This window comes from Streptomyces sp. ALI-76-A (genome assembly GCF_030287445.1).
Classification (GTDB): Bacteria; Actinomycetota; Actinomycetes; order Streptomycetales; family Streptomycetaceae; genus Streptomyces.
Map to the genome: position 1 here is coordinate 2,805,912 of NZ_JASVWB010000002.1, position 23,531 is coordinate 2,829,442.

At 73.0% G+C, this 23,531-nt stretch carries 21 protein-coding genes; 11 read left to right on the forward strand and 10 right to left on the reverse strand.

Annotated features, from left to right (window positions below):
* The first annotated feature begins 164 nt into the window (after window positions 1-164).
* Complete coding sequence (locus tag QQS16_RS13610) at window positions 165-1,541, forward strand: cysteine desulfurase/sulfurtransferase TusA family protein (protein ID WP_286061915.1); 1,377 nt, start codon at window positions 165-167, stop codon at window positions 1,539-1,541.
* Here QQS16_RS13610 and QQS16_RS13615 read toward each other — a convergent pair whose 3' ends face one another.
* Window positions 1,542-2,516, reverse strand: a complete 975-nt coding sequence (locus QQS16_RS13615) for a carbohydrate kinase family protein (protein WP_286061916.1) — start codon at window positions 2,514-2,516, stop codon at window positions 1,542-1,544.
* Between the two features lie 130 nt (window positions 2,517-2,646).
* On the opposite strand from QQS16_RS13615, the gene QQS16_RS13620 reads away from it, so the two are divergent.
* Both QQS16_RS13620 and QQS16_RS13625 read left to right on the forward strand, forming a co-directional pair.
* Window positions 2,647-2,856: a hypothetical protein gene (locus QQS16_RS13620; RefSeq protein ID WP_286061917.1), complete on the forward strand. Its 210-nt coding sequence runs from the start codon at window positions 2,647-2,649 to the stop codon at window positions 2,854-2,856.
* A 673-nt stretch (window positions 2,857-3,529) separates the two neighbouring features.
* Window positions 3,530-4,999, forward strand: coding sequence for a hypothetical protein (locus QQS16_RS13625; protein WP_353479726.1), 1,470 nt, complete (start codon window positions 3,530-3,532; stop codon window positions 4,997-4,999).
* Between the two features lie 128 nt (window positions 5,000-5,127).
* Here QQS16_RS13625 and QQS16_RS13630 read toward each other — a convergent pair whose 3' ends face one another.
* Complete coding sequence (locus tag QQS16_RS13630; RefSeq protein ID WP_030794551.1) at window positions 5,128-5,484, reverse strand: HesB/IscA family protein; 357 nt, start codon at window positions 5,482-5,484, stop codon at window positions 5,128-5,130.
* A gap of 276 nt (window positions 5,485-5,760) precedes the next feature.
* Here QQS16_RS13630 and nadA point away from each other — a divergent pair, with 276 nt between their 5' ends.
* Window positions 5,761-6,945 (forward strand): quinolinate synthase NadA, encoded by a 1,185-nt coding sequence (nadA, locus tag QQS16_RS13635; RefSeq protein WP_286061919.1) that lies wholly within the window; start codon window positions 5,761-5,763, stop codon window positions 6,943-6,945.
* A 64-nt stretch (window positions 6,946-7,009) separates the two neighbouring features.
* On the opposite strand, the gene QQS16_RS13640 is transcribed toward nadA, so the two are convergent.
* The 5 genes from QQS16_RS13640 to QQS16_RS13660 all read right to left on the reverse strand — a co-directional run bounded on the left by QQS16_RS13640 (window position 7,010) and on the right by QQS16_RS13660 (window position 12,471).
* On the reverse strand, window positions 7,010-9,196 hold the full coding sequence (locus QQS16_RS13640) for a serine/threonine-protein kinase (RefSeq protein ID WP_286061920.1): 2,187 nt from the start codon (window positions 9,194-9,196) through the stop codon (window positions 7,010-7,012).
* 144 nt (window positions 9,197-9,340) lie between these two features.
* On the reverse strand, window positions 9,341-10,018 hold the full coding sequence (locus tag QQS16_RS13645) for a response regulator (RefSeq protein WP_286061921.1): 678 nt from the start codon (window positions 10,016-10,018) through the stop codon (window positions 9,341-9,343).
* The gene (locus tag QQS16_RS13650; RefSeq protein WP_286061922.1) at window positions 10,015-11,244 is read right to left on the reverse strand and encodes a sensor histidine kinase; all 1,230 of its coding nucleotides are present in this window, start codon (window positions 11,242-11,244) and stop codon (window positions 10,015-10,017) included. Before QQS16_RS13650 ends, QQS16_RS13645 begins: the two co-directional genes overlap by 4 nt.
* 97 nt (window positions 11,245-11,341) lie before the next feature.
* Complete coding sequence (gene pspAA, locus QQS16_RS13655) at window positions 11,342-11,620, reverse strand: PspA-associated protein PspAA (RefSeq protein ID WP_286061923.1); 279 nt, start codon at window positions 11,618-11,620, stop codon at window positions 11,342-11,344.
* Window positions 11,621-11,676: 56 nt separating this feature from the next.
* Window positions 11,677-12,471 carry a PspA/IM30 family protein gene (locus QQS16_RS13660; protein ID WP_286061924.1) on the reverse strand — a complete coding sequence of 265 codons (795 nt, stop codon included), beginning with the start codon at window positions 12,469-12,471 and terminating at the stop codon, window positions 11,677-11,679.
* A 251-nt stretch (window positions 12,472-12,722) separates the two neighbouring features.
* On the opposite strand from QQS16_RS13660, the gene QQS16_RS13665 reads away from it, so the two are divergent.
* Entirely contained in the window at window positions 12,723-13,352 is a 630-nt protein-coding gene (locus QQS16_RS13665; protein WP_286061925.1) for a DUF3043 domain-containing protein, read from the forward strand.
* 80 nt (window positions 13,353-13,432) lie between these two features.
* A complete protein-coding gene (locus tag QQS16_RS13670; RefSeq protein WP_286061926.1) occupies window positions 13,433-14,134 on the forward strand; it encodes a methyltransferase domain-containing protein in 702 nt (233 codons plus the stop codon).
* A gap of 258 nt (window positions 14,135-14,392) precedes the next feature.
* Here the strand turns inward: QQS16_RS13670 and QQS16_RS13675 are convergent, their stop codons facing one another.
* The gene (locus QQS16_RS13675) at window positions 14,393-14,608 is read right to left on the reverse strand and encodes a hypothetical protein (RefSeq protein WP_286061927.1); all 216 of its coding nucleotides are present in this window, start codon (window positions 14,606-14,608) and stop codon (window positions 14,393-14,395) included.
* 234 nt (window positions 14,609-14,842) lie between these two features.
* Here QQS16_RS13675 and QQS16_RS13680 point away from each other — a divergent pair, with 234 nt between their 5' ends.
* Complete coding sequence (locus QQS16_RS13680) at window positions 14,843-16,045, forward strand: bifunctional adenosylcobinamide kinase/adenosylcobinamide-phosphate guanylyltransferase (RefSeq protein WP_286061928.1); 1,203 nt, start codon at window positions 14,843-14,845, stop codon at window positions 16,043-16,045.
* A gap of 44 nt (window positions 16,046-16,089) precedes the next feature.
* Here the strand turns inward: QQS16_RS13680 and QQS16_RS13685 are convergent, their stop codons facing one another.
* Window positions 16,090-16,791, reverse strand: coding sequence for a methyltransferase domain-containing protein (locus QQS16_RS13685; protein ID WP_353479669.1), 702 nt, complete (start codon window positions 16,789-16,791; stop codon window positions 16,090-16,092).
* 139 nt (window positions 16,792-16,930) lie between these two features.
* On the opposite strand from QQS16_RS13685, the gene cobT reads away from it, so the two are divergent.
* Complete coding sequence (cobT, locus tag QQS16_RS13690; RefSeq protein ID WP_286061930.1) at window positions 16,931-18,172, forward strand: nicotinate-nucleotide--dimethylbenzimidazole phosphoribosyltransferase; 1,242 nt, start codon at window positions 16,931-16,933, stop codon at window positions 18,170-18,172.
* Window positions 18,173-18,346: 174 nt separating this feature from the next.
* Here the strand turns inward: cobT and QQS16_RS13695 are convergent, their stop codons facing one another.
* Entirely contained in the window at window positions 18,347-19,111 is a 765-nt protein-coding gene (locus QQS16_RS13695) for a hypothetical protein (RefSeq protein ID WP_286061931.1), read from the reverse strand.
* 107 nt (window positions 19,112-19,218) lie between these two features.
* On the opposite strand from QQS16_RS13695, the gene QQS16_RS13700 reads away from it, so the two are divergent.
* The 3 genes from QQS16_RS13700 (at window position 19,219) to lpdA (ending at window position 23,476) form a co-directional block, all read left to right on the forward strand.
* Window positions 19,219-20,043, forward strand: a complete 825-nt coding sequence (locus QQS16_RS13700; protein WP_286061932.1) for an adenosylcobinamide-GDP ribazoletransferase — start codon at window positions 19,219-19,221, stop codon at window positions 20,041-20,043.
* Window positions 20,044-20,268: 225 nt separating this feature from the next.
* On the forward strand, window positions 20,269-21,804 hold the full coding sequence (locus tag QQS16_RS13705; protein ID WP_286061933.1) for a leucyl aminopeptidase: 1,536 nt from the start codon (window positions 20,269-20,271) through the stop codon (window positions 21,802-21,804).
* A 283-nt stretch (window positions 21,805-22,087) separates the two neighbouring features.
* Window positions 22,088-23,476 carry a dihydrolipoyl dehydrogenase gene (gene lpdA, locus QQS16_RS13710; RefSeq protein ID WP_286061934.1) on the forward strand — a complete coding sequence of 463 codons (1,389 nt, stop codon included), beginning with the start codon at window positions 22,088-22,090 and terminating at the stop codon, window positions 23,474-23,476.
* Window positions 23,477-23,531: the final 55 nt, after the last annotated feature.

Here is a 23,531-nt window from a genome sequence, read left to right on the forward strand (position 1 = left end):
ATGTTTATGCGGACCAAACCCTAGCCGACGCGCTCCGAGGGTTCGCGAGGAGGGGTGCCTAGTCACTCCGTGGGTTAGCCGAGATGGCGGCTGCGGGTCGTTTGTGGCTGATCGCGCGGTTCCCCGCGCCCCTTGACAGCTTGGGCACGCCTTAACGTTGCCGTGTGGCCTACTTCGACGCCGCTTCCGCGGTTCCCCTTCATCCCGTCGCCCGGCAGGCGCTGCTGGCCTCTCTCGACGAGGGATGGGCCGATTCCGTACGTCTGTACAAGGAGGGGCGCAGGGCCCGCATGTTGCTGGACGCGGCGCGGGAAGCGGCGGCCGAGGCCGTGGGGTGCCGTCCGGCCGAGCTGGCCTTCACGTCCTCCGGAACGCACGCCGTGCACGCGGGAGTCGCCGGCGCTCTGGCCGGACGCCGTCGCACCGGGCGCCACCTGATCGCCTCATCCGTCGAACACTCTTCCGTCCTTCATGCCGCCGACGCGCACCGGGCGGGCGGCGGGACGGTCACCCACGTGGCCGTCGACCGGGCGGGAGCGGTGGACGCGTCGGCGTACGTGGCCGAACTCCGGCCGGACACCGCGCTGGCCTGTCTGCAGTCGGCCAACCACGAGGTGGGGACCGCCCAGCCGGTGGCCGAGGTGGCCGCCGGGTGCCGGGCGGCCGGGGTGCCGTTGCTGGTGGACGCGGCGCAGTCGCTGGGGTGGGGCCGGGTCGAGGGGGACTGGTCCCTGCTGGCCGCGAGTGCCCACAAGTGGGGCGGCCCGTCGGGGGTCGGCCTGCTGGTCGTACGCAAAGGCGTGCGGTTCGCCCCGCAAGGACCCCTGGACGAGCGGGAGTCGGGGCGGGCGGCCGGGTTCGAGAACATTCCGGCGATCGTGGCGGCGGCGGCCTCGCTGCGGGCGGTACGGGCCGAGGCGGCACGCGAGGCGGTACGGCTGCGGGAGCTGACGGAGCGGATCCGGGCGCGGGTCCCGGAGCTGGTCGCGGATGTGGAGGTGGTCGGGGACCCGGAGCGGCGACTGCCCGGGGTCGTCACCTTCTCCTGTCTCTATGTCGACGGGGAGACACTGCTGCACGAACTGGACCGGGCCGGTTTCTCCGTCTCGTCCGGCTCGTCCTGCACCAGCAGCACGCTGACGCCCAGCCATGTGCTGAGGGCGATGGGGGTGCTGAGTGAGGGGAACGTGCGGGTGTCGTTGCCGCCGGGGACTGCCGCGGCGGACGTCGAGCGGTTCCTCGAGGTGCTGCCGGGGGCGGTGGCCGGGGTGCGGGAGAAGCTGGGGGCACCGGTCGCGCAGGCGGTCGTACGGGACGACGCGCTGGTCGTGGACGCCGTCGGCAGGCGGTGCCCGATCCCGGTGATCGAGCTGGCGAAGGTCATCGGCGACGTGCCGGTGGGCGGCACGGTCCGGGTGCTCGCCGACGACGAGGCGGCGCGGCTGGACATCCCGGCGTGGTGCGAGATGCGGGGGCAGGAGTACGTGGGCGAGGAGCCGGCGGACCACGGAACCGCGTACGTGGTCCGCCGGGTGGTGTAGCTATCCGAGGTGCGCCTGGACCTCGGCGGCGGCCTCATGGCCGTAGGCCTTGGTGAAACGGTCCATGAAGTGGGCGCGGTGCAACTGGTACTCCTGGGTGCCGACCGTCTCGATGACGAGCGTGGCGAGCATGCAGCCGACCTGGGCGGCGCGCTCCAGGGAGACGCCCCAGGCGAGGCCGGACAGGAAGCCGGCGCGGAAGGCGTCGCCGACGCCGGTGGGGTCGGCCTTGCGCTCCTCCTCGGGGCAGCCGACCTCGATCGCCTCTTCGCCCACCCGCTCGATGCGCACACCCTGGGCGCCGAGCGTCGTGACCCGGTGGCCGACCCTGGCGAGGATCTCGGCGTCGGTCCAGCCCGTCTTCGACTCGATGAGCCCCTTCTCGTACTCGTTCGAGAAGAGGTACGTGGCCCCGTCCAGCAGGATCCGGATCTCGTCGCCGTTCATCCGGGCGATCTGCTGGGAGAAGTCGGCGGCGAACGGGATGGAGCGGGAGCGGCACTCCTCGGTGTGGCGGAGCATCGCCTCGGGGTCGTCGGCGCCGATCAGCACCAGGTCGAGGCCGCCCACGCGGTCGGCGACGGTCTTCAGCTCGATCTGGCGGGCCTCACTCATCGCGCCCGTGTAGAAGGAGCCGATCTGGTTGTGGTCGGCGTCGGTGGTGCAGACGAAGCGGGCGGTGTGCAGCGTCTCGGAGATGCGCACGGAGACCGTGTCGACGCCGTGCCGCTCCAGCCAGGCGCGGTACTCGTCGAAGTCGAACCCCGCGGCGCCGGCCAGGATCGGCCTGGTGCCGAGCTGGCCCATACCGAAGGCGATGTTCGCGCCGACGCCGCCCCGGCGGACGTCGAGGTTGTCGACCAGGAAGGAGAGCGAGACCGTGTGCAGTTGGTCCGCGACGAGCTGGTCGGCGAAGCGGCCGGGGAAGGTCATGAGGTGGTCGGTGGCGATGGAGCCGGTGACTGCGATGCGCACGGCGTTGACTCTCCTGGAGGGAGGCGGATTGACGGCTAACGCTACCGGGTCCCCAGGGCCCGCTGAAGCCGCTGAAACTACCCGATAGTAGATCTTTCTTCGCAGGCCCGACCGTGCTTACGGTGCGGTTATGACGAACCTCGAACGCCACCTTCCCACTCCGGCCGACCTGGAGGTCGACCTGGCGTCCCTGCGCGGCGACTGCGCCCGGATGGCACCGCACTGGTCGGTTCCCGACCGGATCGCCGCCCGTCCGGTGTCCCCGTCGCGCATCCACGGCGTGAGCGTGCCGCCCGCGTCGGCGCGGCTGCTGGACGCGATGTCGGAGTACGGCGACTGAGGAGGCGCTCTTCGGGGAACCGCGCGCTCCCCCGCTGCGTCCCATCGCTGTCCCCCGTAAAGGGGATGCGGGATACGACCCGTAGCCGACCTTTTGACGCGGTCGGGTCCGGGTCATGGGACAGAAGCGCAGCCGAAGGAGCGATGCGGTGAACACCGAGCGACCCGACAACGACGACGCCGACGGCTCCGTGGAGGAGCGGGGCGCCGGTGGCTCCGTCGAGGAGCAGGGCGCCGCGGAGACGGCAGACGCCCCGGAGGAGCGGGACGCCTCCTCTACCGGGGCGTCCGGGGCCGGGGAGGCGTCCGGCGTCGAGGAGGAGCCCGGGACGCGGGAGGTCGCCGACGGCGAGGACGTGTCCGGCGCCGAGGAGAGCGGCGGGCCCGTGGACGAGCCCGTAGCGGTGTCCAAGGGCGGAGAGGCCCCCGACACCGACGAGACGCCCGACGGTGTGGACGGGGATGCCGGTACGCCCGGCCCCGCCGAAGCCGCTGCGAGCGCCGACGCCACGCCCGACGAACAGCCCGTCACCGCGTCCGACGCCACGCCCGACGAACAGCCCCTCACCGCGTCCGACGCCACGCCCGACGAACAGCCCCTCACCGCGCATGGTGCCGTGATCCGCCGGGAGCGGGACGGCGAGGAGGCCGAGCACGCCGAGGAGACCGACGGCATGCGCGTGGCCCGGCGGCGCTCTCCCGCCGTCGTCGTCTCCGTGGCCGCCGCCGTGCTGCTCGTCGGGGGCGGTGGGGCGTACTTCGCGACGACCGCGGCCGACGGTTCGGCGGGCTCGGGCGGGCGTTCGACGACCGGGGCGTCCGGTGACGGGACTCCCCCGCCGCTCGCCCTGGAGGGCTACGCCGACAGCGGCGGCGAGAACGGCGTCGCGCCCGGCGAGCCCGACCCCCACGGCGTCACCTACCGTGCCGCCGGCCCGCTCCCGGAGGGCCCCGACTCGGCGCCCGTGTACCGGACGCGGGGCGAGGTGACGAAGGACGAGGTGGCCGGGCTCGCCGACGCGCTCGGCGTCGACGGGACGCCCGTGGCCGAGGGGTCGTCCTGGACGGTCGGGGCGAAGGACGGCGCGGGACCGAGTCTGCGGGTGAACGCGCGGGCGCCGGGCACCTGGACCTTCCACCGCTACGCCCCCGGCGCCGAGCCCTGCCGGAGCGAGACCGTGTGCGCGCGGACCCCCGCCGACCCGGGCGGCGCCCCGGTGAGCGAGGCGGCCGCGAAGAAGGCGGCGGCACCGGTCCTGAAGGCGGTGGGTCAGGACGACACGAAGCTGGACGCGAGCCAGGCCGTGGGCGCCCACCGGATCGTGAACGCCGAACCGGTCGTCGGCGAGCTGCCGACGTACGGCTGGACGACGGGGGTCACCGTCGGCTCGCAGGGCGACGTGGTGGCCGGCAACGGGCAGCTGAAGGCACCGGTGAAGGGGGACACGTATCCCGTCCTGGGCGCCGAGGAGACGCTGGCCCGTATGAACGCGTCGCCCGGGGCCCGGCTCCGCGCGGGCGTCGGCGCCTGCGCCACGTCCGTACCGCTCGACGACCAGGGCGAGGCGCCCTGCGAGTACTCCGCCGGTGCCACCACGGAGAAGGAGGCGCTCACCGTCGAGAAGGCGGTGTTCGGGCTGGCTCCGCATCTGGTGGACGGACGGCAGACGCTGGTGCCGTCCTGGCTGTTCGACGTGCGGGCGGCCGGGGCCCGGAACGACTTCACGGTGACGTATCCGGCGGTCGACCCGGCGTTCGTGACCTCGCCCACGCCGTCCGCCGGGCCGGCCTCGCCGACCACGGGACCGACCGCGCCCGGTGACCAGCCGACGGCGGCACCGGCCACGCGGAACGTCAAGGTGGACGGCTACACGGCGGAGGGGCGGGAGCTGACCGTGAGCTACACCGGCGGGGTGTGCGGCGACTACCGGGCGACCGTGACGGAGAGCGGGGACAAGGTGACCGTGACGGTGACCGAGACCCCGTGGAAGGGCAAGGTCTGCATCGCGATCGCCAAGGTGCAGTACCAGACCGTGCCGCTGGACGAGCCGCTCGGCGCCCGGACCGTGGTGGGCTCGGACGGCGAGGAGATCCCGGTGGAGAAGCCGGGCGCCCGGCTGCCGGAGACGTCCGGGGCGCGGTGACCCCGCGAGCCGTCCGGGGCGGGACCTGACGGCCCGGTCCCGGGCACGCGAGAAGGCGGCGACCCTGTCGGAGGGGGTCGCCGCCTTCTCGCTGTGCGGTCACCGGCCGGCCGGTGACCGCGCTGGGCTCAGCTGAAGGAGTCGCCGCAGGCGCAGGAGCCGGTCGCGTTCGGGTTGTCGATCGTGAAGCCCTGCTTCTCGATGGTGTCGACGAAGTCGATGGACGCGCCACCCAGGTACGGGGCGCTCATCCGGTCGGTGACGACCTTGACGCCGTCGAAGTCCTTGACCACGTCGCCGTCCAGGGAACGCTCGTCGAAGAAGAGCTGGTAGCGCAGGCCGGAGCAGCCGCCGGGCTGAACGGCGACGCGCAGCGCCAGATCGTCACGGCCTTCCTGGTCGAGCAGGGCCTTGACCTTCGCCGCGGCGGCGTCGGACAGGATGATGCCGTCGGTGACGGTGCTGGTCTCGTCCGATACGGACATCTACATCTCTCCCGGGTTGTACGGAGACTGCTTGCCGACGGTTGCAACCGACGGGGCCGCGGATTCATTCCGGGGCCGGGGACTCGTGTTCCCTCTTCTCGAGGTTCTTCGCCTCTTCTCCCTTTCATGCTCGCACACGCACGCAGAAGCGAACAGCGCCCTCCTGGGCGGTTCCGGGATTCATGTCACATCGACGCTATGACCATCGTCAAAGTGACGTGAAGCGGGTTATGATAGATAGCGTCAGTTCGACGAAAAGTAGAAAGGGTGCGTGTCGTGACCACCGCCCAGCCCCCGGAGCTCGACGTACAGCCGTCTCCTCTCGCCCTGCTGCTCCTCGGCCGTGAGGCCGACCCGAGGAGTGAGCGGGGTGTCGAATGTCCCGGCGACCTGCCCTCGCCGTCCGACCCGGACCTCGTCGAGCGCGCCCGCGCCGCCAAGGAGAAGCTCGGCGACAAGGTGTTCGTGCTCGGCCACCACTACCAGCGCGACGAGGTCATCCAATTCGCCGACGTCACGGGTGACTCGTTCAAGCTGGCCCGGGACGCCGCCGCGCGCCCGGAGGCCGAGTACATCGTGTTCTGCGGTGTGCACTTCATGGCGGAGTCCGCGGACATCCTGACCTCCGACGACCAGAAGGTGGTCCTGCCCGACCTCGCGGCCGGCTGTTCGATGGCCGACATGGCGACGGCCGAGCAGGTCGCCGAGTGCTGGGACGTGCTGACCGAGGCTGGCGTGGCCGAGCAGGTCGTGCCCGTCTCGTACATGAACTCGTCCGCGGACATCAAGGCGTTCACGGGCAGGCACGGCGGCACCATCTGCACGTCGTCCAACGCGCAGCGGGCCCTGGAGTGGGCCTTCGAGCAGGGCGAGAAGGTCCTGTTCCTGCCGGACCAGCACCTGGGCCGCAACACCGCGGTCCGCGACCTGGGCCTGTCGCTGGACGACTGCGTCCTGTACAACCCGCACAAGCCGAACGGCGGCCTGACCGCCGAGCAGCTGCGCGCCGCGAAGATGATCCTGTGGCGGGGGCACTGCTCGGTGCACGGCCGCTTCAGCCTGGAGTCGGTGCGGGACGTGCGCGAGCGCATCCCGGGCGTGAACGTCCTGGTCCACCCGGAGTGCAGGCACGAGGTCGTGGCGGCGGCGGACTACGTCGGCTCGACCGAGTACATCATCAAGGCGCTGGAGGCGGCCCCGGCCGGTTCCAAGTGGGCCATCGGCACGGAGCTGAACCTGGTCCGCCGGCTGGCGAACCGCTTCGCGCCCGAGGGCAAGGAGATCGTCTTCCTCGACAAGACGGTCTGCTTCTGCTCGACGATGAACCGCATCGACCTGCCGCACCTGGTGTGGACCCTGGAGTCCCTCGCCGAGGGCAACCTGGTCAACCGCATCGAGGTCGACCGGGAGACCGAGGCGTTCGCCAAGCTGGCGCTGGAGCGGATGCTGGCGCTGCCGTAGCCGGGTCCGCCATGACCCGGCTCCGCCATGACCCGGCCCGCCGTGGCCGGGTCCCCGGCCCCGCTCACCCCGAGGCGGGTCTCCGCTCGGGGTCGGCGGGGTCGAGGCTGAAGACGGTGCCGTCGGGGGTGACCACCACCAGCGCGCCGTCCTGGAGCAGCAGCGAGTGCTCGACCCAGCCGCCGGACGCCCGCTCGACACGGGGCAGCGTCTCCCACAGCAGCGTCCCCGCCCGGTCGAGGGCCGCCACCCGCCCACTGCCGCTGGCCACGTACAGGGCACGGGTCCGCCGGTCGTACCGGACCTCACCGGGCTGTTCCAGGCTGGTCCGGGTCCGCCACAGCGGCTTTCCCGTGCGGGGCGACACGGCGGTCACCTCGCCACTGGACGAGGCGAACCAGAGCGTGCCGTCCGCCAGCGTCACCTCGCCCACGTACTCCTTGGTCAGCTTCGTGGTGTCGCGGGCGCCGGTGCGCGGGTCCACCAGCTCGATCCGGACGTACGGGACGTCCGGCGCGTTCTCGTCGTTCCCGCCCCACACCAGGAACAGCAGCCGGCCGTCGAAGGTGCCGGCGAGGCCGCTGTTGTACGGGGCCGCCAGCCGCCTCGTCGAGCCGTCCGCCGCGTCGAACGCGAGCACCACGGAGTCCTTGGGCTCGTTCTCCTCGGGGATGCACTGCGCGTACAGCGTGCCGCCCGCCTCGACGAACCCGCAGTAGTGGCCCGCGGGCAGGGGGGCCGTCCAGCGCCCGGCGCCGGTCCGGGCGGAACGGGCGGTCACCGACCGGCCGTCGGCGTTCGGGATCACGACCAGGTCGCCCGAGAAGAACGTGTCGCCGGTCGTCTCGGGAACCGGGCGGGTCCACAGCCGCGCGCCGCTCCTGGTGTCGAGGGCCACCACGCTGACCGCGTCGGTGTCGCTGGAGAGGACCTGCTGGACGACCATCGTCCCGTCGCGCACCCCCAGGAGAACGGTGGAGTACGACTCCCTGGTGGCGCCGGACGGTGCGATCGCGGCGCGCCAGACGGTCTCGCCGGTCAGGCCGTTCAGGCGCACCGGAAGAACCCCCTCGCCGCCGCAGTAGACGGCACCCTCGTACGCCTGGCAGTCCGGCCCGATGTCGGTCGCGCCGCCCCCTTTCAGTGAGGTCCTCGCCCCGTGCGCGGCGGTCTCGTGCATCGTCGTCCGCCAGGGCCGCCAGCCGTCCGGCGGAGCGCCGGCCCCGCCCTGCGCCCGCTCCGGGCCGACCAGCAGATAGGCCGTCAGCCCGAGGACCAGCGCGCCGACCGTGCCGGTGGCGGCCCACAGCGGGCGGAGGCGACCGCGTCGCCGGCCGGGCCGGCCGTCGCTCACCGGGCCGGCGCCCGCCCCGGGGTGTTCCCGCCCGGTGACCGGGGTGCCCGAGCGCAGCGTGACGGTCTGCGCGTCGCCCGCGTCCGTCTCCGGCAGGGCTCTGGCGAACTCCCGGGCCAGTTCCTCCAGTCCGGGCCGGACAGCGGCCTCCTTGGCCAGACAGCGCTCCAGGACGCCGCGCAACGGCTGCCCGATCCCCTCCAGCACGGGCTGGTCGTGGACCACCCGGTAGGCCGTCAGATAGGGGCTGTCGGCGTCGAAGGGCCCGCGCCCGGTCGTGGCGTAGACCAGCAGCGCGCCGAGGGAGAAGACGTCCGAGGCCGGACCGACCGTGCGGGCGTCGGTGAGCTGCTCCGGGGACATGAACGGCGGGGTGCCGATCATCTGGCCGGTCTCGGTGAGAGTGAGGTGGTTCTCCGCCGCGCGGGAGATGCCGAAGTCGATGACGCGGGGACCGTCCTCGGCCATCAGGACGTTGGCCGGTTTCAGGTCCCGGTGCACCACGCCGGCCCGGTGGATGTCCCGCAGCGCCTCCACCAGCCCCAGCGCCAGTCGCCGCAGTTCGCCGCCGCGGAGCGCGCCCCGGTCGCGGATCCGCTCGGCGAGCGAACGGCCGGGCACGTACTGGGTCGCCATCCACGGCCGCGGCGCCTCCGGGTCGGCGTCCACCACCGGTGCGGTGAAGACACCGCTCACCTTGCGGACGGCCTCGATCTCCTGCCGGAACCGGGCCCGGAAGACGGCGTCCTCGGCGTACTGGGCGTGCACCACCTTGACGGCGACCTCACGGCCCGAGCGCGATCTGGCGCGGTACACGGCTCCCATGCCCCCGGCGCCGAGCCGGTCCACCAGCCTGTACCCGCCGACCGATCTCGGGTCGTCCCTGTGCAGTGGCACCGTCCGAAACCCCTTCCCCCGTAAAGCCGTTCGAGGCCAGGGCACAGGATACGCAGCGGGACGGCGGCGGAGCCGGGCGCCGGGGTCCGGTCCGTGCCACGGGGCGCGGCCACGGCGCCCTCCCGGCATGCGGCCGGGCCCGGGTCACTCCGCCCGCGGGCGGACCAGCCCCGACTCGTACGCGATCACCACCAGTTGGGCCCGGTCCCGTGCGCCCAGCTTGGCCATGGCCCGGTTGACGTGCGTCTTCACGGTGAGCGGACTGACCTCCAGCCGCTCGGCTATCTCGTCGTTGGAGTGTCCTCCGGCGACCTGCACCAGCACCTCGCGCTCCCGCACGGTGAGCGCCGCCAGGCGCTGCGCGCGGGCGGGGTCGTCGTCCGCCGTGTCACCCTGCGCGAGGAACCGGGCGATCAGGCCCTTGGTGGCGGCCGGGGACAGCAGCGCCTCGCCACCGGCCGCGACCCTGATGGCGGCGAGGAGTTCCTCGGGTTCGCTGCCCTTGCCGAGGAAGCCGGAGGCGCCCGCGCGCAACGACCGCACCACGTAGTCGTCGACCTCGAAGGTGGTCAGGATGACCACGCGCACATGGGCGAGGGAGGAGTCCGCGCTGATCATCCGGGTCGCGGCGAGACCGTCGGTCCCGGGCATCCGGATGTCCATCAGTACGACGTCGGCCCGCCGCTCCCGGGTCAGCCGCACCGCCTCCGCACCGTCCGACGCCTCGCCCACCACCTCCATGTCGGGCTCGGAGTCGACGAGCACGCGGAAGGCGCTGCGCAGCAGGGCCTGGTCGTCGGCGAGCAGGACACGGATGGTCATACGGGCTCCCCCGGCTTTGCGGTGACGGCGGTGCGGGCCTTGATCGGCAGGATCGCATGGACCCGGAAGCCGCCGCCGTAGCGGGGACCGGTGGTGAGGGTGCCACGCAGGGCGGTCACACGTTCACGCATGCCGAGCAGGCCGTGCCCGCCGTCGGCCGGCGGGACCTCGTCCTCGCCGGAGCCGTTGTCGAGGACGGTGATCTCGATGTTCGGTCCCACGCGTACGACGCTGACCTCGGCCTTCGCCTCCGTCCCGGCGTGCTTCTGGACGTTGGTGAGGGCCTCCTGGATGACGCGGTAGGCGGCCAGTCCGACGGCGGCGGGCAGGGTGGTGCCGGCGTCGGCGCGGGCCACCTCGACATGCAGTCCGGCGCTGCGGAAGGTGCCGACGAGTTCGTCGAGCCGGTCCAGGCCGGGGGCGGGCTCGGTGGGCGCCTCCGGGTCGCCGGACTGCCGAAGCAGCCCGACGGTGGCGCGCAGTTCGTTCAGCGCCGAGCGGCTGGCCTCCCGTACGTGGGACAGGGCCTCCTTGGCCTGGTCGGGCCGCTTGTCCATGACGTGGGCGGCGACTCCGGCCTGGACGTTGACCAGGGCGATGTGGTGGGCGACGACGTCGTGCAGGTCGCGGGCGATGCGCAGGCGTTCCTCGGCGACCCGGCGCCGTGCCTCCTCCTCGCGGGTGCGCTCGGCCCGCTCGGCGCGCTCCCGGATGGCGTGGATGAAGGCGCGGCGGCTGCGGACCGCGTCGCCCGCGGTGGCGCCGATCCCGGTCCACGCCAGGATCGCCAGGTTCTCCTGGGCGTACCACGGGAGGGGGCCGGCGAGCATGGAGGCGCCGGTGAGGACGGTCATGGTGAGCAGGCCGGCCCGCCAGGTGGTGGGGCGGTCGGTGGCGGCGGCGACGGTGTAGAGCGCGATGACCGCGGACATGGCGACGGGGGCGCGGGGGTCGCCGGTGACGGCCTCGACGAGGGAGAAGGTGCCGGTGAGCGCGAGGACGGTCAGGGGGGCGCGGCGGCGGAACACGAGGGCGGCGGAGCCGAGGGCGATGAGGACCAGGCTGAGGGGGTCGGGGGTGCGCAGGACCCAGCTGACGCCGCGATCTCCGTGCGGGTCCACGAACGAGCCGGCCACCATGCAGGACAGGACGCCGGCCGCCAGGGCCGCGTCCAGCGCCATGGGGTGCGCCTTCACGTGGCGCCGGGCGCGGTCGAGGGTGTTCACGTCTGCCAACGGTACGGGGGCCCTGACGGGGGCGGAACGGGGACTACCGGTACGTCTCGGTGTGCGGTGGCCGGTGTTCCGTACCGGCGCCGGGCCGTCAACCCGGGATCAGTCCGTCGTCGCTGAGCATGTCCCGGACCTCCTCCAGGGTGGCGTCCGGGGACGGAAGGATGAGTTCCGAGGGTTCCAGGGAGTCGTCGGGCAGGGGTTCGCCCAGTTCGCGGACCTTGGACAGCAGTGCCGTGAGGGTGCGGCGGAAGCCGGGGCCGTCGCCGTTCTCCATCTCGGCCAGGAGCTCGTCGTCCAGTCCGTTCAGCTCGGCGAGGTGGCCGTCGGCCAGCCTCACCTGCCCCTCCCCCATGATCCGTACGATCATGTCGCCCTCCTCAGGCGTGGGCCCCGCTGCTTGTTCCTGCTGCTTGTCCCCGCGTGTCACTGCTTGTCGAAGCGCGGGGTGTCCTGCGGCTGCTGCGGGGACTGCTGCTGGCTCGTGCCACCTTCGATGGCCTGCTGCCCGGACGTGCCGCCGGCCAGCTCCGCCTTCATGCGCTGCAACTCGAGCTCCACATCCGTACCACCGGAGAGCCGGTCCAGCTCGGCCTGGATGTCGTCCTTGTGCATGCCGGACTGGTCGTCCAGGGCACCGGAGGCCAGCAGTTCGTCGATCGCTCCGGCCCGGGCCTGGAGCTGGGCCGTCTTGTCCTCGGCGCGCTGTATCGCCAGGCCGACGTCGCCCATCTCCTCGGAGATGCCGGAGAAGGCCTCGCCGATCCGGGTCTGCGCCTGCGCCGCTGTGTAGGTGGCCTTGATCGTCTCCTTCTTCGTGCGGAAGGCGTCGACCTTGGCCTGGAGCCGCTGGGCCGCCAGGGTGAGCTTCTCCTCCTCGCCCTGGAGCGTGGAGTGCTGCGTCTCCAGGTCGGTCACCTGCTGCTGGAGCGCGGCGCGGCGGGACAGCGCCTCACGGGCGAGGTCCTCGCGGCCCAGCGCCAGCGCCTTGCGGCCCTGGTCCTCCAGCTTGGACGACTGCGACTGCAGCTGGTTCAGCTGGAGTTCCAGGCGCTTGCGGGACGTGGCGACGTCGGCCACTCCCCGGCGCACCTTCTGCAGCAGTTCCAGCTGCTTCTGGTACGAGTAATCGAGGGTTTCGCGCGGGTCCTCGGCCCGGTCAAGGGCCTTGTTCGCCTTCGCGCGGAAGATCATCCCCATACGCTTCATGACACCGCTCATGGGCTTCGCGCGCCCCCTTCTGACGGACTCCAGCTCCAGCTCCTGCGACAGAACCCACAGTACGGGCCCTGCATCCATTACCGCACTGTTCCGGGACGGATGCGCTCATCCCCAAGGACGACTGGACACGGTCCTGCTCCGGCGTGAGGAGTAGGTGACCTTCAGGGTGAGCACCGGGTCACCGACGTCCTCGTCTGTCCCCCGTAGATACGACTGGTGTTGCCGGATCGTTCCCCACCGGACTGGGGTCCATGCCCCCGCACCCCGTACCCTTGGGTTTTGTGTTCCGTAGCCGTGCCAAGGAAGAGAAGGCCCCGGCCGCCGTCAAGGCGCCGCTGACCGACTCCAAGCAGACCCGTGACCCGCAGGCCAAGAAGGGCAGGCCCACGCCCAAACGCAGTGCGGCCCAGTCCCAGCGCCGCAGCGTGGCCACCACTTCGATGTCGCGCAAGGAGGCCGCCAAGCGTCAGCGTGAGGAGCGCCGCGCCCAGCTGGAGAAGCAGCGCCAGGCGCTGGCCACCGGCGACGAGCGGTACCTGCCCGTGCGGGACAAGGGCCCGGTCCGCAAGTTCGCCCGCGCCTTCGTCGACTCGCGGTTCAACGTCGCCGAGTTCTTCCTGCCGATGGCCGTGGTCATCCTCGTGCTGAGCATGGTGCGGGTGGGCGCGCTCCAGAGCATCGCGCTGCTGCTGTGGCTGGTCGTGATCGTGCTGATCGTGCTCGACTCGGTCGCCACCGGCTTCCGGCTGAAGAAGCAGCTCGCCGAGCGCTTCCCGGACGACAACCGCAAGGGCGCGGTCGCCTACGCCCTGATGCGCTCCCTCCAGATGCGCCGGCTCCGGCTGCCGAAGCCGCAGGTCAAGCGCGGAGAGCGGCCCTGAGCGCAACACCGTTCACCGGGGGCGCGCAGGCCTGGCTGAGCAAGCTGGGCGGACTGCGTGACGTCGTACGCCAGGAGCTGGTGGCCCGGCAGCTCGACGAGCAGATAGTCGGCCGGTTCCCGGTCGGGCAGCGGCTGCGCGTGCTCGACGTGGGGATGGGCCAGGGCACGCAGGCGCTGCGGCTGGCCCGGGCCGGGCATCAGGTGACCGGCCTGGAACAGGACGCGACCATGATCGCCGCGGCCCGGGAGGCCCTGTCCGGGGAACCCGAGGGCATCCGGGAGCGGATGCGGATCATCGAGGGCGACGGCCGGGACACCGGTGTCCACTTCATGCCGGGCAGCTTCGACGTGGTGCTGTGCCACGGCGTGCTGATGTACGTCGAGGAGCCCGATCCGCTGCTGGCGGGGCTGGCCCGGATGCTCGCCCAGGGCGGGCTGTTGTCGCTGCTCGTGCGCAACGGCGACGCGCTGGCGATGCGGCCGGGACTGGCCGGGGACTGGGCCGCGGCCCTGACCGCCTTCGACACCACCGCCTACCGCAACCGTCTCGGCCTCGACGTCCGGGCCGACCGGCTGAGCACGCTGACCGCCACACTCGCGGGGATCGGCGCACCCCTTCAGACCTGGTACGGCGTACGGGTCTTCACCGACACGGCGGCGGACGGGGAACAGCTCCCGGCCGACGTGGAGGCGCTGCTCGCGGTCGAGGAACGGGCCGGGCGGACGGATCCGTACCGCGGGGTGGCGGCACTGCTGCACCTGTGCGGGGTGCGGGGCTGACTCCCCTGCGGGCGTACGGCCGCGGCGATACGGCGCGTGACGCGGGCGCCCTCCCGCCGAACCGGCCGGACGGGCCGTCACGAGGGGTCGCTGGACGGAGGTGCGCGAGGCCGGCGCGCTCGGTCCGGCGACCCGGCATCATCTGATGGCGCTCACCGCGCTCCGGAAGCCGGCGACGGCCGCCGACGGGCCGGGGGACGGGGCGCCGGGTGAGCGGTGGAGGCAGGGACGGCCGGTGAACGGCCGCCCCCGGCCCCGCTACGCCTCCTCGGCCGCGCGCAGGCTCATCGGCCCGTAGATCTCCGTGGAGTCCTCGAACAGCCGTACCTGTTCCGCGCCGCCGGCCAGCAGGTCCTTCCAGTGCTCCCCGAGCCAGGACTCGGCGTCCCCCTGCGTGGTGAACTCCTCCGGCTGCACCGCGGGCTGGACCTCCGCCCCGTCGGCCTTCTCGAACCGCCACGTCCATGCCGCCATGTACGCCTCCCTGATGTGAGCACATTGCACAGCGGAAGCCGGATCTTGGTCCGGCTCCTGACGGCAGCCTATTCGCTCCACCGGGCGAGCCGGTAAAGGACCGCGGGTGACGGGCGCCGTGCGGGTGTTGCGCGCCGGTCGCGCCCGGCGGCGGAGCGGTTCGAGGACGGTCCGGCGCCCCTTCGGGACACCTCGGTCGCGCACGACCGGCCGTGACCGGGGAAAATCGGTTCTGTGGACGTGACTCTGCTCGGTACCGGTGCCCCCGCGGGCCTGCCCCGCCCCGACTGTCCCTGTGCCGCCTGCGCGGCCGCGCAGGGGGTGGACGCGCGGGCCGCCGCCGCGGTCCTGGTGGACGGGACCCTGCTGCTCGACCTCACCCCCGGGCTGGCGTTCGCGGCGGCGCGGACGGGGCATTCGCTGGGCGGGGTGCGGCAGGTGCTCCTGTCCCACCCGCACGACGGGCCGGCGGTCGAGGTGCCGGCGGGGGTGCCGCAGCCCGGACGGGTGCCGGACGGGCGGGAGTTGGCGCTGCTGACGGGGCACCGGGTGCGGGCGGTGGCGATGGACGCGCCCGGCACCGGGTACGCGGTGACCGGACCGGGCGGGCAGCGGCTGCTGTACCTGCCGCCCGGGGGCGCGCCCGCCGGACTGGAGGAGGGCTCCACGGAGACGTACGACATGGTGCTCGCCGATGTGCTGGGGCGGCCGGACGCCCTGGCGCGGCTGCGGGCGGTGGGGGCGGTCGGGCCGACCACGGACGTGATCGCCGTCCACCTCGACCACGACGTGCCGCCGGGGCCCGAGGTGCGGCGGCGGCTGGCCGCGGTGGGCGCGCGGGCGGTGCCGGACGGGACGACCCTCGTGGTCGGCGTGTACGAGGACGTCCCGGACGTGCCGCGGCGGACGCTGGTGCTGGGCGGCGCCCGGTCCGGGAAGTCGGTGGAGGCCGAGCGGCGGCTGGAGGCGTTCCCCGGTGTGCTCTACGTGGCGACCGGGGGGTCCCGGACCGAGGACGGCGAGTGGACGGCCCGGGTCACCGCGCACCGGGAGCGGCGGCCGGGGTCGTGGCGTACGACCGAGACGTGCGACCTGGTGCCGCTGCTGAAGGACGACGGGCCGCCGCTGCTGATCGACTGTCTGTCGCTGTGGCTGACGGACGCGATGGACGCCGTCGGGGCGTGGGACGACGCGGAGTGGGCGGACGGCGGGGAGCGGGCGCTGCGGGCGCGGGTGCGGGAGCTGACGGAGGCGGTGCGGGCCACGCGGCGGACGGTGGTCGCCGTGTCGAACGAGGTCGGGTCGGGCATCGTCCCGGCCACCGCGTCAGGCCGGCGCTACCGGGACGAACTCGGCCGCCTGAACGCGGCGTTCGCCCACGAGTGCGAGCAGGTGCTGCTGGTCGTGGCGGGACAGGCGCTGGTGCTGCGGGGCTGACAGCGGCTCACCCCGCCGGTGCCCTGCGACAGTCCGCGCGGGCGTCACGCGGCCGGTGTCTCCCGGCGGGCGATGAGGCGGTAGGTGTTCGAGAAGCGGGTGAGGCTGAGCAGGGGGGCCAGGGCGTGGTCCAGGATCCTGGCCGCGGCCAGGAGCGTTGCGGCCAGCCAGTGCGGCAGGGGCCTGGGCAGGGCCAGGGACAGGGCCGCCGACAGGTCCTCGGGGATGTGCGCGGCCCGGCGGTCGGTCCGGACGATCACGCAGCCCCGGGACTCCAGTTCCGTGCGGAGGTCGTCCAGCGGCAGCAGCCGCAGACCGGTGGCCCGGGGCAGCCACCGCCTGCCGAGGAGGGCGGCGAACGCGCACTGCGGGTCGGGGGCTTCGAGCAGGAGGTGACCGCCGGGACGCAGCACGGCCACGGCGGCGTGCAGTTCCTCGCGCGGGTCCGCGGTGTGCGGCAGGTGGTGGAGAAGGCTGACCACGTCGTAGCGGGCGCGCAGCCGGGTCGTGATCCGAGGGTCCGTCAGGAGGCCCACGTACGCCTCCTCGACGCGCTCGGCCCGGCGGGCCCGTTCGACCCGGCGGGTGGCGTCCAGGCCGTCGAAGGACGTGTAGGGGAAGACCTCCTTCGCCGTCGCCGGGAAGCGGGCGTCGCCCGTGCCCACGTCCAGCCAGCTCTCCGGCTCCGGGAACGGCAGCATCGCCCGGGCGGTGGAGCGAAGACGCCGTGCGGAGGGTGCTGGCATGGGGCGGCTCCCGGAGACGTACGACAATTCGCGGCAAAGCGGAACGTATGGGATGGCGATCTGCAGTGCAACGACGTCGCCCCGTCGTCGTGGCGACATGGCGCCGTCCTGTTCGATCGGGGCCGGTACTGTTCGGCGAATGAGCTCGCTTAATCTCGACGACTTCACCGATCTGATCGAGCGCCCCGACGGAGGAGTGCGCCGCGACGCCGAGGCGCGCCGGGAGCGTCAGGTCGTGCCGCCCGGAGCCCTGGGCCGCCTCGACGACCTGGGTGAGTGGCTGGCCGCGGCACAGGCCGCCGTGCCGGTGCGGCCGATCAGGCAGCCGCGGGTCGTGCTGTTCGCCGGGGACCACGGGATCGCCGAACTGGGCGTCTCCGCGCACCCCGCGGGCACCGCCGGGAAGCTGGTCCGGGAGGTGCTGGACGGCGGCCGTCCGGTGTCGGTGCTCGCCCGGCGGCTCGGGGTGCCGGTACGGGTCGTCGACATGGCGCTGGACTGCGCGCCGGAGTCCCTTCCGGCCGAGGTCACGCGGCACCGGGTACGGCGGGGCAGCGGGCGTATCGACATCGAGGACGCGCTGACCCCGGAGGAGGCGGAGGCCGCCTTCCGGGCCGGGGCCGCGGTGGCCGACCAGGAGGCCGACTCCGGTACGGATCTGGTGGTGCTCGGCGATGTGAGCGTGGGCGGGACCACGGCGGCGGGGGTGCTGATCGCCGCGCTGTGCGGGACCGACGCGTCCGTGGTGACGGGGCGCGGCGGGCAGGCGATCGACGACCTGGCGTGGATGCGCAAGTGCGCGGCGATCCGGGACGCGCTCAGGCGGGCCCGGCCCGTGCTCGGCGACCAGATGCGGTTGCTGGCCACGGTGGGCGGCGCCGACCTCGCCGCGATCACGGGTTTCCTGTTGCAGAGCGCGGTACGGAAGCTGCCGGTGATCCTGGACGGGGTCGTGGTGGCCGCGTGCGCGCTGGTGGGGCAGCGGATCGCGTTCCGGGCGCCGGACTGGTGGCTGGCCGGACAGAAGAGCGGGGAGCCGGGGCAGGGCAAGGCGCTGGACCGGATGGCGCTGGAGCCGCTGCTGGACCACGGGGTGACGGTCGGGGAGGGGGTGGGGGCGCTGCTGGCGCTGCCGCTCGTACAGGCCGCGGCGGCACTGGCCGCCGAGCTCCCCGAGAAGCCGCAGGCGTTCGAGACGCCCGAGGACTCCGAGGGCTCCGAGGGCTCCGAGGGCTCCGAGGGCTCCGAGCAGCCTGAGGTATCCGAGACTTCGGAGGCTTCGCAGGCTTCAGAGGCTTCCGACAAGGTCGAGGGCGGCACGAAGACCGGGGACGCGGAGCGAGCGGTGGACTCGGAGCAGGTGGGCAAGGCGGCGGAGTAGCGGTCGACCGGGCGCCTCGCCACCGCAGCGGCCGGACGCTCCCGTCACCATCGAGGCCGGGCGCCTCCTCACCGCAGCGGCCGGACGCTCCCGTCACCGCCGCGCGGCAGATCATGCCCTCGTTCCGGCGCGGCGGCACTCGACCGCGGCGGCGTGGCTGGTGCCCGTCCCCCTCTACCGATGGTCGAGCGCGCGGGTGGACACCGGGTCGGGCTTGCCGCCGATCAGGTCCTGGAATTTGCGGCGGGGGGCCGCCCAGCGGCGGTCGTGGTGGAAGGCGCGCAGGGTGGCACGGGCGCGGGCCCTCGGGCGGCGGCGGTAGAAGCGCTTGGCCCAGAAGGAGCCCGGGCGGGCCAGGCGGACGACGCCGATCAGGCCCACCAGGGGGACGACCACGCTGAAGACCGCCATCCGGGCCTTGCCCTTGCTGAGGACGAGCAGGGCGAAGAGGAAGTTGACCGCCACCGTGGAGATGACACTGCCGCGGTCCTGGAGCTCGTCGTCGGACATGTCGTTGACGCCGAACGGGGAGAAGCCCGCGAGGAGCAGGCCGACCAGGGCCGCCGTGAGCACCACGGCCTCGACGCTCTTGCGGCCGGCCTCGGTCCAGTAGACGTCGTCGAGGTGCAGGATCAGCGCGAACTCGTCCAGGACCAGGCCGGCGCCGATGCCGAAGACGACCGCGAACGCGCCCGAGCCGAAGCCGTGCCGGCTGCTGGCGACCGCGCCGAAGCCGCCGAGGACCGTGAGGGCGACACCGGGGACCACGTGGTGGATGTGCACTCCCCCGGCGCTGACGTTGCCGAACGGGCCCTTGCCCGCCCGGATCATGCGGGTCACGACCCGGGTGATGAGGAACGTGAGCACGAACGAGGTGAGGGCGAGCAGCAGCGGCAGCTTGCCCGGCTCGACGATGTTCCGCTGCAACCAATGTCCCATTTGATCACTTTATCCATGTTGACCCTTCTGGTCCTCCCGGACGTCCTGGGATCCTGGGCGCCCCGCTCGTCATGGGCGCCCGCCGGGCCGACGGGTAACCTGCGCCGGTGTCCACGACCCCCTCGGCTCCCCCACCTCCCTCGCCGCCCTCGCCCGCCTCCTGGCCGGACGGCCTGCGCTTCGCCTTCGGCACCCTCACCGCGCTCCCGGTCCAGGTGACCCGCTGGGACCGCGAGGCCGCCCGTGCGGGCATGCTCTGCGCTCCGGCGGCCGGACTGGCGGTCGGCGCGTGCGCGGCCGTCCTCGGGGTGCTCCTGCTGTTCCTGGGCGCGGGCCCGCTGCTCGCCGCCGTCGCCTCCGCCGCCGTGCCCGCCGTGCTCACCCGGGGCCTGCATCTGGACGGGCTCGCGGACACCGCGGACGGTCTCGGCAGCGGCCGGCCCGCCGCGGACGCGCTGCGGATCATGAAGCAGTCGGACATCGGACCGTTCGGGGTGATCACCCTCGTCCTCGTGCTGTTCGCCCAGGTGGCCGCGCTGGCGCAGCTCTACGGCGCCTCCTGGACGCGAGGCGCCGTGGCCGCCGCCGTCGCCGCGACCGCCGCCCGTCTCGCCCTCACCCTGGCCGCCCGCACCGGGGTGCCGGCCGCCCTGCCGGAGGGGCTCGGCGCGGCGGTGGCGGGCGTGGTCCCGGTGCGGGGCGCGGCGGTCACCGCCGCCGTCGTCCTCGCGGTGGCCGCGGGCGCGGGAGCGCTCCTGGGCACGTACGACGTCGTCCGCACGGTGCTCGCCGTCGCCGCCGCCGTCGGTGCGGCCGAACTCCTGCTGCGGCACTGCACGCGACGGTTCGGCGGGGTGACCGGGGACGTGTTCGGGGGCCTCGCGGAGACGGCGGCGACCACCGCGCTCGTCCTGCTGACGCTCGGGAACTAGTGCCGTGGCAGGCAACGTTCGCCCCTCCCTCGCCGGCCGGGCACGCCGACGGGTGGGCACCCGCGGGAATGATCGACGGCGGCCCCGAGCGTAGGCTCGGGGCGCGGATTTACCCGACCAGGTGAAGACCGTGCCGCAGGAGGGACCTAGGGTCGATCGTCGGGCCCGGTCGACCCACCCCCATTCGGCCCCAGCACACTTCAACGGAAGCGAGATTTCACCACCGTGACTGCTCTCACTCTCAGCACCGCCGCGGCGGCCGGCCTGCGGGCCGACGCGATCGTGATCGGTGTGGCCAAGGGCGCCGAAGGCCCGGTCGTGGCACCGGGCGCCGAGGCCGTGGACAAGGCGTACGACGGCTCACTCGCCGGCGTCCTGGAGACCCTCGGCGCCGTCGGCGCCGAGGGCGAGGTGACGAAGCTGCCCGCTCCGGCCGGCTTCAAGGCGCCGCTCGTGGTGGCGGTGGGCCTGGGCACCCAGCCCGACGAGGACGCCGGCTTCGACGCCGAGGCGCTGCGCCGGGCCGCCGGTGTGGCGGCCCGTGCCCTCACCGGCGCGAAGAAGGCCGCGTTCGCCCTGCCGCTCACGGACGCCGCCGACGCCGGCGCGGTCGCCGAGGGCGTGCTGCTCGGCGCGTACTCCTTCGACACGTACAAGGACGGCGGCGCGGGCGGCAAGGGCGCCCGGGCGCGGAACAGCAAGGCTCCGCTGGCCGAGGCCGCGCTGCTCGGCGGCAAGCCCCGCGACCGCGTGTACAAGGCGGCGATCGAGCGGGCCACCGCCGTGGCCGAGGAGCTCAACCGCGCCCGCGACCTGATCAACATGCCGCCGAACGACCTCGACCCCGAGGCGTTCGCCGCGATCGCCCAGGCCGCGGCCAAGGAGCACGGCGTCAAGGTGCAGGTGCTCGACGAGAAGGCCCTGGTCAAGGGCGGCTACGGCGGCATCCTCGGAGTCGGCGCCGGGTCCGCGGCGGGGCCGCGGCTGGTGAAGCTGTCGTACACCTCCGCCAAGGCGGACAAGCACCTCGCCTTCGTCGGCAAGGGGATCACGTACGACTCGGGCGGCATCTCGCTGAAGCCGGCCGGTCACAACGAGACGATGAAGTGCGACATGAGCGGGGCGGCGGCGGTGTTCGCCGCCGTGGTCGCCGCCGCGCGCCTCGGACTGGAGGTCAACATCACCGGCTGGCTGGCGCTGGCCGAGAACATGCCCTCGGGCTCCGCGACGCGGCCCGGTGACGTGCTGCGCATGTACAGCGGCAAGACGGTGGAGGTCCTCAACACCGACGCCGAGGGTCGGCTGGTGCTGGCCGACGCGCTGTGGGCCGCCTCCGAGGAGAACCCGGACGCGATCGTGGACGTGGCGACGCTGACCGGCGCGATGATGCTGGCGCTGGGCAACCGGACGTTCGGGATCATGGCGAACGACGAGGCGTTCCGCTCCGCGGTGCACGAGGCCGCCGAGGAGGTGGGCGAGCCGGCCTGGCCGATGCCGCTGCCGGAGCACCTGCGCAAGGGCATGGACTCGTCCACGGCCGACATCGCGAACATGGGCGAGCGGATGGGCGGCGGGCTGGTCGCCGGGCTGTTCCTGCGCGAGTTCGTGGGCGAGGGGATCACCTGGGCGCACCTCGACATCGCCGGGCCGGCGTTCAACGAGGGCGGGCCGTTCGGGTACACGCCGAAGGGCGGTACGGGTACGGCCGTGCGCACGCTGGTGCGGCTGGCCGAGCTGACGGCCGCGGGCGACCTGGGCTGACGTCCGCCGGGGAGCCCGGTCCGTCCGGTTGTCCGGGTGGCCGCGGGGGCGTGGGGGGCTGGTCGCGCGGCTCCCCGCGCCCCTGGGCGTCGCGGGCGCCGCCCACGGGGGAAGGTGCGATGTCTCACACACCGGCCCGGCGTCTCTTCCTGGCACGACAAGTGCGAAGATGGGGCTCGGCAGGACAGGGCCCCACCCGAAGGGCCGAAGAACGAGCGGCCGGACACCAGCCGCCGACCGGTCACCGCAGACCGGCGTGGCGCACATGCATGGAGGACGTGACGTGGCGAACGACGCCAGCACCGTTTTCGACCTAGTGATCCTCGGCGGTGGCAGCGGTGGGTACGCCGCGGCCCTGCGCGGGGCGCAGCTGGGCCTGGACGTCGCCCTGATCGAGAAGGACAAGGTCGGCGGTACCTGCCTGCACCGGGGGTGCATCCCCACCAAGGCCCTGCTCCACGCGGGCGAGATCGCCGACCAGGCCCGCGAGAGCGAGCAGTTCGGTGTGAAGACCACCTTCGAGGGCATCGACATCGCCGGGGTCCACAAGTACAAGGACGGTGTCATCGCCGGCCTGTACAAGGGTCTGCAGGGGCTTGTCGCCTCCCGCAAGGTGACCTACATCGAGGGTGAGGGCCGGCTGTCCTCCCCCACCTCCGTCGACGTCAACGGCCAGCGCGTCCAGGGCCGCCACGTGCTGCTCGCGACCGGCTCCGTGCCGAAGTCGCTGCCGGGCCTGGAGATCGACGGCAACCGGATCATCTCCTCCGACCACGCCCTCGTCCTGGACCGTGTGCCGAAGTCGGCGATCGTCCTCGGCGGCGGGGTCATCGGCGTCGAGTTCGCCTCCGCCTGGAAGTCCTTCGGCACCGACATCACGATCATCGAGGGCCTCAAGCACCTGGCCCCCCTCGAGGACGAGAACTCCTCCAAGCTTCTTGAGCGCGCGTTCCGCAAGCGCGGCATCAAGTTCAACCTGGGCACCTTCTTCTCGAAGGCCGAGTACACCCAGGACGGCGTCAAGGTCACCCTCGCCGACGGCAAGGAGTTCGAGGCCGAGCTCCTGCTGGTGGCCGTCGGCCGCGGCCCCGTCTCCCAGGGGCTGGGTTACGAGGAGCAGGGCGTCGCCATGGACCGCGGCTACGTCCTGGTCGACGAGTACATGCGCACCAACGTTCCGACCGTCTCCGCCGTCGGCGACCTGGTCCCCACGCTCCAGCTCGCGCACGTCGGCTTCGCCGAGGGCATCCTGGTGGCGGAGCGTCTGGCCGGTCTCAAGACCGTCCCGATCGACTACGACGGTGTCCCGCGGGTGACGTACTGCCACCCGGAGGTCGCCTCCGTCGGTATCACCGAGGCCAAGGCCAAGGAGATCTACGGCGCGGACAAGGTCGTCGCTCTGAAGTACAACCTCGCGGGCAACGGCAGGAGCAAGATCCTCAACACCGCGGGCGAGATCAAGCTCGTCCAGGTGAAGGACGGTGCCGTGGTCGGCGTCCACATGGTCGGCGACCGCATGGGCGAGCAGGTCGGCGAAGCCCAGCTGATCTACAACTGGGAGGCGCTCCCCGCCGAGGTCGCCCAGCTCATCCACGCCCACCCGACGCAGAGCGAGGCGCTCGGCGAGGCCCACCTGGCGCTGGCCGGCAAGCCCCTCCACTCGCACGACTGACCCTCGGTCGACGAACGCGACGACACAGACTTCCGCAATTCGTAAGGAGCAACCG